Origin of the sequence: Novosphingobium sp., assembly GCF_965228995.1 — a bacterium.
Lineage (GTDB): Bacteria > Pseudomonadota > Alphaproteobacteria > Sphingomonadales > Sphingomonadaceae > Novosphingobium.
This window is the reverse complement of record NZ_OZ245852.1, coordinates 2107610-2120955: the sequence shown is the minus strand read 5'-3', so window position 1 is coordinate 2120955 and position 13346 is coordinate 2107610. Positions and strand designations below refer to the sequence as shown.

Genomic DNA, 13346 nt, shown 5'->3' with positions numbered 1-13346 from the left:
GGCTAAGGGCCCTCCCATGGCCGAGATCACTGCTGAAACCGTCGCCGCCCATGGGCTGTCCGAGGAAGAATATGCCCGCGTGCTCCACGCACTCGGGCGCGAGCCGAACCTTGTCGAGCTCGGCATCTTTTCGGTCATGTGGTCGGAACACTGCTCCTACAAGTCGAGCCGCATCCACCTCAAGAAACTCCCAACCGAGGCGCCCTGGGTGATCTGCGGCCCGGGCGAGAACGCGGGCGTGATCGATATCGGCGACGGGCCGGATGGCACCAAGCTGGCGGCCATCTTCAAGATGGAGAGCCACAACCACCCGTCCTACATCGAACCCTATCAGGGCGCGGCAACGGGCGTGGGCGGCATCCTGCGCGACGTATTCACCATGGGTGCGCGCCCCGTCGCCAACCTGAACGCGCTGCGCTTCGGGCGCCCCGATCACCCCAAGATGAAGCACTTGGTGCAGGGCGTCGTTGCGGGCATCGGCGGCTACGGCAATTGCGTCGGCGTGCCGACCGTCGGCGGCGAGACCAATTTTCACCCCGCATATGACGGCAACATCCTCGTCAACGCGATGACCGTGGGCGTCGCCGATCAGGACAAGATCTTCTATTCCGCCGCCACCGGCATCGGCAATCCGATCGTCTATGTCGGCTCGAAGACGGGGCGCGACGGCATCCACGGCGCGACGATGGCCAGCGCCGATTTCGGCGAGGATTCGGAAGCCAAGCGCCCCACCGTGCAGGTCGGCGATCCCTTCACCGAAAAGCTGCTGATCGAGGCCTGCCTCGAACTCATGGCGACCGACGCCATCGTCGCGATCCAGGACATGGGCGCGGCAGGCCTCACCTCCTCGTCGGTCGAAATGGCGACCAACGGCAAGGCCGGGATCGTGCTCGACATGGACAAAGTGCCCTGCCGCGAAGAGGGCATGACGCCTTACGAGATGATGCTCTCGGAAAGCCAGGAGCGCATGCTCATGGTGCTGAAGCCCGGCAAGGAAGCCATGGCGGAAGCGATCTTCAAGAAGTGGGAGCTCGATTTCGCGGTGATCGGCGAAGTCACCGACACCGGCAACATGGTGCTCAACTTCCGAGGCGAGACCGTGTGCAACATCCCGCTCGGGCCGCTGGCCGAAGACGCCCCGCTCTATGACCGGCCCGCGATGAGCCTTGCCGAATACAAGGCATGGGCAAAGGTGCAGCCGCTGGGCGAAGTGCCCGAAAGCACCGATATCGGCGCGGACTTGCTCAAGCTGATGGCCTGCCCCGATCTCGCCAGCCGCCGCTGGATCTATGAGCAATACGATTCGCAAGTCGGCGCGGACACGCTGCAGAAATCCGGCGGCGATGCGGCGGTGGTGCGCATCCACGGCACGCACAAGGCACTCGCGATGAGCACCGATTGCACCCCGCGCTATTGCTATGCCGACCCTTATGAAGGCGGCAAGCAGGCGGTGGCGGAAACCTATCGCAATATCTCGGCTGTCGGTGCCAAGCCTTTGGCGATCACCAACTGCCTCAACTTCGCCAACCCCCAGCGCCCTGAAATCATGGCCCAGATCGTCGAAGCCCTGCGCGGCATGGGCGAGGCCTGCCGCGCGCTGGATTATCCTATCGTGAGCGGCAACGTCTCGCTCTACAACGAGAGCAAGGCGACCGGCGGCGGTTCGGCCATCCTGCCTACGCCTGCGATTGGCGGCGTCGGGCTGATGGAAGACCATGCCAAGATGGCGACGATCGCGTTCAAGCAGGAAACCGACACAATCTGGCTTATTGGCGGCAAGGGCACCCACCTGGGCCAGTCGCTTTGGCTGCGCGAAATTCATGGCCGCGAGGACGGCAGCCCGCCGCCGGTCGATCTCACCAAGGAACGCCGCAATGGCGAACTCGTCCGCCAGCTCATCGCAGATGGTGTTGCGACTGCCGTGCATGACATTTCGGACGGCGGTTTGCTTGTTGCGCTCGCCGAAATGGCAATGGCTGGTGGTAGCGGCGCGTTCATCGCTCCCATCGAAAGCGCCGAGGAAGCGTTTGGCGAAGATCAGGGCAGATACATTGTCACAACGCGCAAAGGCGTCGAAATTCCCGGTGCCATAGCGATTGGATCGGTCGGCGGAAACGGCATCGAAGAGTGCCGCGATGGTGGCATCAAATTGGCTGCTTGCGACATGCGCGAAGCCAATGAAGCCTTCTTCCGCGACTGGATGGAAGGGTAAAGAACCCCTCCGACCTGCCTGCGGCAGGCCACCTCCCCGTTTGGGCTTCGCCAAAACAGGGAGGACCTAATTCCTCCCCATTTTCCCCTGAGCTTGTCGAAGGGGCAAATGGGGAGGTGGCAGCCCGAAGCTCTGACGGAGGGGTGCTAAATCAGGCCGCCTGCTTGCCCAGCAGATCGTAAGGATCGACCCCCATCGACTGCCACACTGCATGCGCCGCGCGGTAGTGCATGGTCGGCGCGATGTTCAGCTTGGCGCGCACGTCTGCCAGCTGCATCGGCAGCAGTTCGGTGATCGAAAGCTCGGCCACGCGCGGGCAGGCCTTGCCCAGCCCTTGCGCTTCGCGGATCGCGCGCAGCACCGGGGCGCTGCTCTTGACCTGCTTGCCGATATTGAGCCCGGCCATGTAGCCGATGAACAGGTGCGCCAGCGCGGGCTGCTGGCTGTAAGTGAACGCGAGCACGCAGGCCTCACCCAGCGCATCGCGGCCATAGCCGGTCAAAACATGAAGCATATCATGCACATCGCGCATGCGGTTCATGTACCACTGGAACTGGTCGTTGTACTTGGGCTTGTCCTTGGCGAAGCGCTGGAATTCCTCGACAAGGCCCTGCGCCGTCAGTCCCTCGCGCTCCATGAAGTCGCAATAGGCATGCGCGAGCGAACCCTCGGGCGTCTTGCGCAGCGCGGAATGGTCATCGAGGATCGTCGGCAGATTGGGCTCACGCACGCGCAGATCGAGGCCGCGTTCCGAAGTCAGGAACCGCTCGCCCGATTTGCGCAGATCGCGCCAGGGCAGCGCCTCGAAGATGTAGAACACCTCCTCGGTATTCTCCTTGTCCTTCAGGAGCTCACGGAAATGATGCAGCGCCTTGGCCGGGCGCAGCTTGAGCTGCGGGCGGCGTTCATCGAACAGCGGCAGCTGGAGGAAATCGCGAGACGTGTCGGCTTCGAAACGGGCAGCAAGAGCGTTCACACGGTGTCTCCGCAGAATCAGGTTCTGCTGCCGTACTAACACCAGTGTTAATATCGCGTCAACCCGCCACCCAGTTCTCGCGCGCGATCCCATAAAGCGAGAGAATCGCGGTCAGATCCCCGCGCTCGATCCACCCGTCCGCCGCCGCGCGCGCCTTGGGCTTGGCGCGGTAGGCGATTCCGTGGGTCGCCGCTTCGAGCATCGGAATGTCGTTCGCGCCGTCCCCGGTCGCAAGCGAACCGCTCCCCTCGCCCAGTCGCTCCGCCTCCTCGACCAGCACCTTGCGCTTGACCGAACTGTCGACGATCCCGCCAACCACCTCGCCCGTCAGCACGCCGCCATGCACGCCCAGCCGGTTCGCCACGACATGGTCGAAGCCCAGTTGCTCCGCCACCGGATCGGCAAAGGCGTGGAAGCCCCCCGTCACCAGCACCGTCCGTGCGCCCTGCGCCTTCAGCGTTGCGACCAGCGTGCGCGCGCCGTCCATCGGGCGGATGCGCTGCTCCAGGCACTCGGCAATCGCGCTTTCGGAAAGATCCTTCAGCAGCCCCACGCGTTCCCGCAAGGCAGCCCCGAAGTCGAGCTCGCCGCGCATCGCCCGCTCGGTGATCGCCGCGATGCGCTCCTTGACTCCCGCAAAATCGGCCAGTTCATCAATGCATTCCTGCCCGATCATGGTCGAATCCATGTCCGAGACGAACAGGCGCGGAACCTCGATGGGATGCGCCGAAAGCAGCAGATCGCTCTGCGGGAAGCACTGATCCAGAATGCGCCGCACCGCGCCCACGTCCGGCGCCTTGGCCTCCTCGATCAGTTCCATTTCGAGCACGTCGTCTACGTCAGACAGCATGCCAGCGCCGGCTACTTCCCAGCCTTCGCCCTCGATCTGTTCCATGGCGAGCGCAAGATTGTCACCAAGCGTCTCGGGCTCTGCTATCAGCCGTGCGATGAGCACCGATCATTCCCCTTCCGGCGCGGCCAATCTGCCGCCGCTCGCGCTCATTGCAGGGCCGACGGCGAGCGGCAAGAGCGATCTCGCCGTGCGCACCGCGCTTGCGCACGAAGCGGCCGGGGGGAAGGCTGTCGTCATCAACGCCGATAGCGCGCAAGTCTATGCCGATCTCGCTGTCCTCAGCGCCCGCCCCGCCGAGGCCGAAATGCAGGGCGTGCCCCACCGCCTGTTCGGCGCGTGGGACGGGGCAGACGCCTGCTCCGCCGCCGATTGGGCCGCCGCCGCCCGCACCGAAATCGCCGCCGCGCATGCAGCAGGCGCGCTCCCCATCCTCGTCGGCGGCACCGGGCTCTATATCCGCACCCTGCTCGATGGCATCGCGCCGGTGCCCGCCATCGAGGCCGATGTGCGCGCAGAAGTCCGCGCCATGCCGGTGGCCGAAGCCTACGCCGCGCTGACGGCCGAAGATCCGGCCCGCGCCGCCGTGCTCGCCCCCGCAGACGGCGCGCGCATCGCCCGCGCGCTCGAAGTGGTGCGCTCGACCGGCCTTCCACTCGAAGCATGGCAGGCCGAACGCAGCGGCGGCATCGGTGACAAGGTCGCGCTGCGCCCGCTCATCCTCATGCCTGACCGCGCGTGGCTCTATGAACGCTGCGACCGGCGCTTTGCCGCCATGTGGCGTGCGGGCGCCGTTGCCGAAGTGGAGGCGCTCCTTGCCCGCGGCTTCGACCCTGCGCTCCCTGTGATGCGCGCCATCGGCGTTGCGGAAGTCGCTGATTTCCTTGCTGGAAGGATAAGCGAGGCGGACGCAATCGCGGCGGGAAGCCAGGCCACGCGCCGTTATGCCAAGCGGCAATACACCTGGCTGCGCCACCAGCCGCCTGCCGACTGGCCACGAGTCACGTTGGATAATTCCCCGCCAGACAGCCTGATTGAAGCATTATTACACGATTAGCGGTTGACACGGCATTTTGTGTCGCCTACCGCAGTCCTACCGCAGGCAAGGATTCCAGTCCCGTCCTGCGGCTTGCCTGGCCCGGTGCAGTCTGCCTCTGCTCCGGGCCGCATTTTTTGCAGGGTTCGTGAGAATCGGCCCACAATCAGGCTGAATTCGGGTTTCAGCAGGCCCTTTTGGTTTGAAGGAATTGGGCAGCGCGGCTAACGCGCGCCATCGCAGCGGCACCCCGGGAAACCCATTGGGGAAACACGGGGCCGGAAAGGAACGACACGTGAAGAACGAGCGCAGCGGCGCGGAGATCCTGGTCGAAAGCCTTGTCGCACAGGGAACCGAATGCGTATTCGGCTATCCCGGCGGTGCAGTGCTGCCGATTTACGACGCCCTTTTCGGCGACGAGCGGATCCGCCACATTCTCGTGCGCCACGAAGCCGGCGCGGCCCATGCTGCCGAAGGCTATGCCCGCGCCACCGGCAAGCCCGGCGTCGTACTCGTCACCTCGGGCCCGGGCGCGACCAACGCGGTTACCGGCATTGCCGATGCGTTCATGGATTCGATCCCGCTCGTCGTCATCACCGGGCAGGTGCCCACCGCGCTCATCGGTTCGGACGCGTTCCAGGAATGCGATACCGTCGGCATCACGCGCCACTGCACCAAGCACAACTATCTGGTGAAGGATCCCAACCAGCTTGGCGAGATCGTCACCGAAGCCTTCCGCATCGCCACTGAAGGCCGCCCCGGCCCGGTTGTGATCGATATCCCCAAGGACGTCCAGATCGCCCTCGCGCCATGGACCGGCAAGCCGCTGCGCGAACGCATGCGCTACAATCCGCAGGTCGAAGCCCCGCGCGAGGATATTGCGCAGGCCGTGCAGATGATCGCCGCCGCGCAGGCTCCGATCTTCTACACCGGCGGCGGCGTGATCAATTCCGGGCCCGAAGCGGCCGCCCTCCTGCGCGAGCTGCAGGCGCTCACCGGCGCGCCGGTCACTTCCACGTTGATGGGCCTCGGCGCCTTCCCGGCCGAGCATCCGGCGTGGCTCGGCATGCTCGGCATGCATGGCACCTATGAAGCCAACATGGCGATGAACCGCGCCGATCTGATCGTCGCCATCGGCGCCCGTTTCGATGACCGCGTGACGGGCCGGCTCGATGCCTTCTCGCCGAACTCCAAGCGCATCCACATCGATATCGACCGCGCCTCGATCAACAAGACCGTGCGCGCCGATCTGCCGCTCGTCGGCGATTGCGCGAAGGTCATCAAGCAGCTCCTCGGCGCGTGGCACCAGGCCCACCATGAAGCGGCAGACCTCACCGAATGGTTCGCCCGCATCGATGGCTGGCGCGCCCGCAAGTCCCTCGCCTACCCGCACCGCAGCGAGGCGATCATGCCGCAATATGCGGTCGAGCGGCTCCATGCTCTCACCCGGGGGCATGATCCGATCATCACGACCGAAGTCGGCCAGCACCAGATGTGGGCGGCGCAGTACTTCCACTTCTCCGGCCCCAACAAGTGGCTCACCTCGGGCGGCCTCGGCACGATGGGCTACGGCCTGCCCGCCGCGATCGGCGCGCAAGTCGGTTTCCCCGATGCGCTGGTGATCGACATCGCGGGCGATGCCTCGATCCAGATGAACATTCAGGAACTCGGCACCGCCACGCAGTACCGCCTGCCGGTCAAGGTCTTCGTGCTCAACAACGAATGGATGGGCATGGTCCGCCAGTGGCAGGAACTGACCTACGAGAGCCGCTATTCGAATTCGTACTCGGACAGCCTCCCGGATTTCGTGAAGCTGGCAGAGGCTTACGGCTGGAAGGGCATCCGCATCGAGAACGAGAGCGAGCTTGATGCCGGCATTCAGGCGATGATCGACCATCCCGGCCCGGTCTTCGTCGATTGCCTCGTGGCCAAGGAAGTGAACTGCTACCCGATGATCCCTAGCGGGGCGGCGCACACCGACATGATCCTCTACGGCGACACCGTCTCCGGCACGATGGACGACGCCGCCAAGGCGCTGGTTTGACCTTTCCAATGCTCCATTTCTCCCCCCTCCCGTTCGTGTCGAGCGAAGTCGAGACACCATACGCGGTGCCCGGTGTCTCGACTTCTCTCGACACGAACGGGACTTGGATTGATCCCAATGAACGCTGAAACCGCAATCACCGCCGCAGAGCGCCACGTCCTCACCATCACCGTCGATAACGAGGCGGGCATTCTCGCCAAGATCGCGGGCCTGTTCACCGCGCGCGGCTACAATATCGACAGCCTGACGGTGGCCGACATCACCGATGGCCACGATGTCAGCCGCATCACCATCGTCACCCACGGCCCGCCCGAAGTGATCGACCAGATCCGCGCCCAGCTTGAACGCCTCGTGCCCGTGCACAAGGTCGTCGATCTCACCGAAGTCGGCCCTTACGTCGAGCGCGAGCTCGCGCTGATCAAGGTTGCAGGCAAGGGCGAGAACCGTGTCGAGGCGCTGCGCCTGGCCGATGTGTTCCGCGCCAAGGTCGTCGATACCACCACCGCCAGCTTCGTCTTCGAACTGACCGGCGCGCCCGAAAAGATCGACAGCTTCGTCAGCCTGATGAAGGAGCTCGGCCTTGTCGAGGTAGGCCGCACCGGCATCGTCGGCATGATCCGCGGCGCGCAAGCGGCGTGATTTCGGCGCTATTCATGCTTGCTGCGGTACCTGTGCCGGTCTGTGTCGAGACCCCGCAGACCAATTATGAAATTGGCCAGTGCAGCGCGGTGGAGGTCATAAAGGCGGATCAGCGAATGACGGCAGCTTGGCGGAAGCCGCTGAAGGATGTCGGCGGTTCGAAAACACAAACTGGCCAAACCCTTTTGGTCGAGCAGCGGGCGTGGATCGCGTTTCGCGAGAAAGCCTGTCAGGAGTATCAGAACCCCGACCTCGGTCGTGACGCCCAGATCGTGGATGGCCCGATGTGTGTGGCGAACATCATTAACGATCGGGCAAAAGACCTCGAGAGCCGTTACCAACTCAACCACCAAGACCAGATCAACCCGTAAGGATCCCTCTGAAATGAAAGTCTATTACGACGCCGATTGCGATCTGAACCTCATCAAGGACAAGAAGATCGCTGTCCTCGGCTATGGCTCGCAGGGCCACGCCCACGCCCAGAACCTGCGTGACAGCGGCGTCAAGGACGTCGCCATCGCTTTGCGCGCCGGCTCGGCCACCGCAAAGAAGGCGGAAGGCGCCGGTTTCAAGGTCCTCTCGAACGCCGAAGCCGCTGCCTGGGCCGATATCCTCATGGTCCTCGCGCCCGACGAGCATCAGGCCGCGATCTATGCTGAAGACCTCCACGCCAACATGAAGCCCGGCGCGGCGCTTGCCTTCGCCCACGGCCTCAACGTCCACTTCGGCCTGATCGAACCGCGCGCCGATATCGACGTGATCATGATCGCGCCCAAGGGCCCGGGCCACACCGTCCGCTCGGAATACGTCCGCGGCGGCGGCGTTCCGTGCCTCATCGCCGTTCATCAGGATGCGACCGGCAACGCACATGACGTCGGCCTCGCCTACGCTTCGGGCGTCGGCGGCGGCCGTTCGGGCATCATCGAGACGAACTTCAAGGAAGAGTGCGAGACCGATCTGTTCGGCGAACAGGCCGTGCTGTGCGGCGGCATCACCCACCTGATCCAGGCCGGGTTCGAGACGCTGGTCGAAGCCGGTTACGCTCCCGAAATGGCCTATTTCGAGTGCCTGCACGAAACCAAGCTGATCGTCGACCTGCTCTATGAAGGCGGCATCGCCAACATGCGCTACTCGATCTCGAACACCGCCGAATACGGCGACATCACGACGGGTCCGCGCATCATCACGGATGAGACCAAGGCCGAAATGAAGCGCGTTCTGGCCGACATCCAGTCGGGCCGCTTCGTCAAGTCCTTCGTGCTCGACAACCGCGCCGGCCAGCCCGAACTCAAGGCCGCCCGCAAGGCCGCTGCGGCTCACCCGATCGAGAAGACCGGTGCCCAGCTGCGCGCGATGATGCCGTGGATCGGTGCCAACAAGCTGGTCGACAAGGCCAAGAACTGATCTGACGTGCGAAGGGCGGGCCTCACCGGGCCCGCCCTTCGACGAACGACATATGTGAAGCGCTGACCGGCGGTTGTCGATTTACCTCGCACCCGATACCCCCATTTTCGAAGTATCGGGGAATACACAATCATGACATTCCGGTTTGGTGCGGCGGCGCTTGCTAGCCTGCTGCTGTGCGCCGCACCCGCCTTGCCACTGCGCGCGCAGCCCGCGCCCACGGCTCCTGATACCTGCAGCCTCGCGCTGACCGCCCGATTTGTCGGCGCGCGGGATATGGCGGAAGTGCGCAATGCCGTCCGGCAGGTCGCGCGCCCCCATCCGGTGCGCTGGATCGGCCCGGGCCAGCCCATCACGCTCGATCAGAACCCGCAGCGGCTCAACGTGATCGTCGACGAAAACGGCCGCATAGCCGTCATGCGCTGCGGCTGATCGCAGCGGGGTTGCCAGCGGTCGCTCTGCTGTGGCAGCGCCACGGCAAGTCGCCCCCGCCGAAGGACCGTCCATGCGCCGCCTGTTCCGCCCTGCCGTGCTGCTAACCCTGACGCTCATGCTGGCAGGCCCTGCCGCGCAGATCGGCGCAGAGGCCCCGGCAAACCTGCCCGGCACGCTCGATGCGGCCCGCGTCACTGCGGGGACGTACTCATCCGATCCCGGACATTCCTACGTCGCCTGGCGCGTCAATCACCTCGGCTTCAATGAGAGCCAGGGCCTCATCGGCGATGTCACCGGCACCCTCACCCTCGACCCCGCCAATCTCGCCGCAGCCAAAGTCAGCGCGGTCATTCCCGTCGCCAAGCTGGTCACGCCCAACCCGGCGCTGACCGCCTCCCTGCTCGCGCCCGGGGCGGACGGCGGCAAGCCGCACTTCTTTGGCGCCGCTCCGGCCGACGCGACCTTTGTCTCGACCAGCGTCGTCCCCGGCGCGGATGGCCTGAGCGCCGAGGTCAACGGCAACCTCACCCTCAATGGCGTGACCCGCCCGGTCACGCTCAAGGCCCATCTGAGCGGCGCGGGCATCAATCCCTTCAACGCCGGCGCGCGGACTGTCGGTTTCATGGCCGAAACCACCATCAAGCGGTCCGACTACGGCATCATGTTCCTGCTCCCCATCGTGGGCGACGAAGTGCACCTCACCATCTCGGCCGCCTTCGAGAAGAAGTAGGCCTTACCGCATCAGGGCAAACGCCGTCCGCAGTTCGCCCACGAAGCTCCCGGGCTGCTCCCACGCGGCAAAGTGCCCGCCCTTCGCCATTTCGCCCCAGTGGACGATGTTGGCGCAGTGCCGCTCCATCCATTTGCGAGGCGTCGGCAGCACTTCCTTGGGAAACGCGCTCACCGCCACCGGCATCGCGATATCCCCGCCGCCCGCGCTGCCGAAGCTCTCCCAGTAGAGCCGCGCGGAGCTCGCACCGGCCGCCGGCAGCCAATAAAGCATGATGTTATCCAGCATCGCATCCCGGCTGAGCGCGCTTTCGGGCATGCCATCATGGTCGGTCCAGGCCCACATCTTCTCGTAGATCCAGCCTGCCAGCCCCACGGGCGAATCGACCAGCGAATAGCCGATCGTCTGCGGCCGCGTGGATTGCTCCTTGGAATAGCCCGAATCCCAGTCCTGATAATACTTCAGCGCGCCCAGCGCCTTGAGCTCCGCCGGCGAAGGGTTCGCCAGATCTTCCGGCAGCGGCCGCGCGATGGGCATGTTGAGGTGGATGCCCGCACAGCCCTCCACCGCCTGCATCCCGATCTGCGAGGTCACAATCGCGCCCCAATCGCCGCCTTGCGCAAACCACCGCGCATAGCCCAGCCGCGCCATCAGCACGCCCCAGGCCCCTGCGATCTTTTCAACGCCCCAGCCATGCCGCTCCGGTTTCCCCGAAAGGCCAAACCCCGGCAGGCACGGGATCACCAGATGGAAAGCATCCGCCGCCGTCCCCCCATGCGCTTCCGGATCGGTCAGCGCATCGATCACCCCCCGGAATTCAAGGATCGAGCCCGGCCAGCCATGCGTCATGATCAGCGGCGAGGCGCCTTCATGGCGCGAGCGCACATGCAGAAACCGGATCGCCACCCCGTCAATATCCGTGGTGTAGAGACCCTGCCCGTTCAGCCAGTTCTCGCAGCTGCGCCAGTCATACTCGTGCCGCCAATAGGCCACGAACTCCTTGAGCGCCGCCAGCGGCACCCCTTGCGTCCAATCCTCCACCGCTTCGCGTTCGGGCCAGCGGGCCATGTCGATCCGCACATTGAGATCATCCAGTGCCGCTTGCGGCACATGATAGGCAAACGGCTCCACAGCTTCAGACATCACCCACTCTCCTTTGCATTCACTGTGGACAAGCGCGGCGTCCTTCACCATAGGCTAAAAGCATGATCGCCGCTCTGGACCTTACCCTGCGACTTATCCGCCCTTGGGCGTGAAGAGAGGCGGCCACCGGGCGCGCCTTTAGCGCCCAAGGGTCTCCCGCCATAAAGTCGTCATTTCCAGATCCGAAAGCAGTCCCATGTCGATGCTCAAGAATCCCTCGGTCAAGTACCGCCCCTTCCCGCAAGTTCCGCTGGAAAATCGCCAGTGGCCCAGCCGCACGATCACTCAGGCTCCGCGCTGGCTCTCGACCGACATGCGCGATGGCAACCAGTCGCTGATCGATCCGATGGACGCAGACAAGAAGGCCCGCTTCTTCGATCTGCTTGTCAGCCTCGGCCTCAAGGAAATCGAAGTCGGCTTCCCCAGCGCGGGCGCCACCGAATATGATTTCATTCGCGGCCTCGTCGATTCCGGCAAAGTGCCGGACGATGTTTTCGTCCAGATCCTCACCCAGTCGCGCGAAGACCTGATCAAGACCTCGTTCGAAAGCCTCGCCGGCGCCAAACAGGCCATCGTCCACGTCTACAACGCGGTCTCGCCGCTGTGGCGCAAGGTCGTGTTCGGCATGGAACCTGCCGAGATCAAGGAAATCGCCCGCGCCGGCGCAACTTTCCTGCGCGATCAGGCCGCCCGCTTCCCGGAAACGGACTGGCACTTCGAATATAGCCCCGAAACCTTCTCCACCGCCGAACTCGATTTCAGCATCGAATGCTGCGAGGCGGTGATGGAAGTGCTCCAGCCAACGACCGACAAGCCCATCATCCTCAACCTCCCTGCGACGGTCGAGGCGGCGACTGCCAATATCTACGCCGACCAGATCGAATACTTCTGCCGCAACCTGCCTGGGCGAGACCGCGCAGTGATCAGCCTCCACACCCACAACGATCGCGGCACCGGCGTCGCGGCTGCCGAGCTTGGCCTGATGGCCGGCGCGGACCGCGTCGAAGGCTGCCTCTTCGGCAACGGCGAGCGCACCGGCAACTGCTGCCTCGTCACTGTCGCGCTCAACATGTACACGCAAGGCGTTGATCCCGGCCTCAATTTCTCGGACATCGACAAGGTCATCCAGACGGTCGAGTACTGCAACCAGCTCCCCGTCCACCCGCGCCACCCCTATGGCGGCGAGCTCGTCTTCACTGCCTTCTCAGGCAGCCATCAGGACGCGATCAAGAAGGGCTTTGCCGCGCGCGAAACCCAGAACGATGAACTCTGGGCGGTTCCCTATCTGCCCATCGATCCCGCCGATCTCGGCCGCAGCTACGAAGCGGTCATCCGCGTCAACTCGCAAAGCGGCAAGGGCGGCTTCGCCTGGGTGCTCGAGCAGGATCAGGGCCTCAAGCTGCCCAAGAAGATGCAGGCCCACTTCTCCCGCCACGTGCAGGAACTTGCCGACGAACTGGGGCGTGAACTTCACGCAGGCGATATCTGGGCCGTGTTCCAGAAGACCTACCACCTCGAAGGCGAACAGCGCTTCACGCTCGTCGACTACGAAGAAGCCCGCGCGGGAGACGGCACCCGCGTCTTCGCCGGCAAGATCGCGGTCGACGGCGAAGTCCGCTCGGTCTCCGGTCGCGGCAACGGCCTGATCTCCTCGGTCGTCGCTACCCTCAGGGACGGCTTCGGCATTAGCATCGACGTGCGCGATTACGCCGAACATGCCCTGCAAGCAGGCAGCGACGCCCGCGCCGCCGCCTACGTCGAATGCACCGGCCCCGATGGCAAGGTCATCTGGGGCGTCGGCATCGACGAGGACGTCGCCACCGCGAGCGTCCGCGCGATCCTGAGTGCAGCGAACGCGGCGGGCTGACCCCCAAGGT

Annotated in this window: 12 protein-coding genes; 9 read left to right on the top strand and 3 right to left on the bottom strand. The window is 64.6% G+C overall.

What is annotated here, in order from left to right:
- Window positions 1-16: 16 nt before the first annotated feature.
- Window positions 17-2212 carry a phosphoribosylformylglycinamidine synthase subunit PurL gene (gene purL, locus ACO056_RS09975; RefSeq protein WP_421846265.1) on the top strand — a complete coding sequence of 732 codons (2196 nt, stop codon included), beginning with the start codon at window positions 17-19 and terminating at the stop codon, window positions 2210-2212.
- Window positions 2213-2363: 151 nt separating this feature from the next.
- Here the strand turns inward: purL and ACO056_RS09970 are convergent, their stop codons facing one another.
- Complete coding sequence (locus ACO056_RS09970; protein WP_421846264.1) at window positions 2364-3188, bottom strand: Coq4 family protein; 825 nt, start codon at window positions 3186-3188, stop codon at window positions 2364-2366.
- 58 nt (window positions 3189-3246) lie between these two features.
- On the bottom strand, window positions 3247-4143 hold the full coding sequence (gene serB / locus ACO056_RS09965) for a phosphoserine phosphatase SerB (RefSeq protein ID WP_421846263.1): 897 nt from the start codon (window positions 4141-4143) through the stop codon (window positions 3247-3249).
- Between serB and miaA the strand changes: the two genes are divergently transcribed.
- From miaA to ACO056_RS09930, 7 genes are all read left to right on the top strand, one after another.
- Window positions 4136-5095, top strand: a complete 960-nt coding sequence (gene miaA / locus ACO056_RS09960) for a tRNA (adenosine(37)-N6)-dimethylallyltransferase MiaA (protein WP_421846262.1) — start codon at window positions 4136-4138, stop codon at window positions 5093-5095. The genes serB and miaA overlap by 8 nt on opposite strands.
- A gap of 274 nt (window positions 5096-5369) precedes the next feature.
- A complete protein-coding gene (ilvB, locus tag ACO056_RS09955) occupies window positions 5370-7118 on the top strand; it encodes a biosynthetic-type acetolactate synthase large subunit (protein WP_421846261.1) in 1749 nt (582 codons plus the stop codon).
- A gap of 117 nt (window positions 7119-7235) precedes the next feature.
- The gene (gene ilvN, locus ACO056_RS09950) at window positions 7236-7757 is read left to right on the top strand and encodes an acetolactate synthase small subunit (protein WP_421846260.1); all 522 of its coding nucleotides are present in this window, start codon (window positions 7236-7238) and stop codon (window positions 7755-7757) included.
- Between the two features lie 14 nt (window positions 7758-7771).
- Window positions 7772-8128, top strand: a complete 357-nt coding sequence (locus ACO056_RS09945; RefSeq protein ID WP_421846259.1) for a lysozyme inhibitor LprI family protein — start codon at window positions 7772-7774, stop codon at window positions 8126-8128.
- Between the two features lie 13 nt (window positions 8129-8141).
- Window positions 8142-9161, top strand: coding sequence for a ketol-acid reductoisomerase (ilvC, locus tag ACO056_RS09940; protein WP_421846258.1), 1020 nt, complete (start codon window positions 8142-8144; stop codon window positions 9159-9161).
- Between the two features lie 132 nt (window positions 9162-9293).
- Entirely contained in the window at window positions 9294-9593 is a 300-nt protein-coding gene (locus tag ACO056_RS09935) for an I78 family peptidase inhibitor (protein WP_421846257.1), read from the top strand.
- Window positions 9594-9666: 73 nt separating this feature from the next.
- Window positions 9667-10326 carry a YceI family protein gene (locus ACO056_RS09930; protein ID WP_421846256.1) on the top strand — a complete coding sequence of 220 codons (660 nt, stop codon included), beginning with the start codon at window positions 9667-9669 and terminating at the stop codon, window positions 10324-10326.
- 3 nt (window positions 10327-10329) lie between these two features.
- On the opposite strand, the gene ACO056_RS09925 is transcribed toward ACO056_RS09930, so the two are convergent.
- Window positions 10330-11469, bottom strand: a complete 1140-nt coding sequence (locus tag ACO056_RS09925) for an epoxide hydrolase family protein (RefSeq protein WP_421846255.1) — start codon at window positions 11467-11469, stop codon at window positions 10330-10332.
- 196 nt (window positions 11470-11665) lie between these two features.
- Here ACO056_RS09925 and leuA point away from each other — a divergent pair, with 196 nt between their 5' ends.
- A complete protein-coding gene (gene leuA / locus ACO056_RS09920) occupies window positions 11666-13336 on the top strand; it encodes a 2-isopropylmalate synthase (protein WP_421846254.1) in 1671 nt (556 codons plus the stop codon).
- Window positions 13337-13346: the final 10 nt, after the last annotated feature.

Excerpts from the sequence above, each read along its gene's own strand:
- purL (WP_421846265.1), top strand. The coding sequence starts at position 17 with ATGGCCGAGATCACTGCTGAAACCGTCGCCGCCCATGGGCTGTCCGAG.
- miaA (WP_421846262.1), top strand. The coding sequence starts at position 4,136 with ATGAGCACCGATCATTCCCCTTCCGGCGCGGCCAATCTGCCGCCGCTC.
- ilvN (WP_421846260.1), top strand. The coding sequence starts at position 7,236 with ATGAACGCTGAAACCGCAATCACCGCCGCAGAGCGCCACGTCCTCACC.
- ACO056_RS09945 (WP_421846259.1), top strand. The coding sequence starts at position 7,772 with ATGCTTGCTGCGGTACCTGTGCCGGTCTGTGTCGAGACCCCGCAGACC.
- ilvC (WP_421846258.1), top strand. The coding sequence starts at position 8,142 with ATGAAAGTCTATTACGACGCCGATTGCGATCTGAACCTCATCAAGGAC.
- ACO056_RS09935 (WP_421846257.1), top strand. The coding sequence starts at position 9,294 with ATGACATTCCGGTTTGGTGCGGCGGCGCTTGCTAGCCTGCTGCTGTGC.
- ACO056_RS09930 (WP_421846256.1), top strand. The coding sequence starts at position 9,667 with ATGCGCCGCCTGTTCCGCCCTGCCGTGCTGCTAACCCTGACGCTCATG.
- ACO056_RS09925 (WP_421846255.1), bottom strand. The coding sequence starts at position 11,469 with ATGTCTGAAGCTGTGGAGCCGTTTGCCTATCATGTGCCGCAAGCGGCA.
- leuA (WP_421846254.1), top strand. The coding sequence starts at position 11,666 with ATGTCGATGCTCAAGAATCCCTCGGTCAAGTACCGCCCCTTCCCGCAA.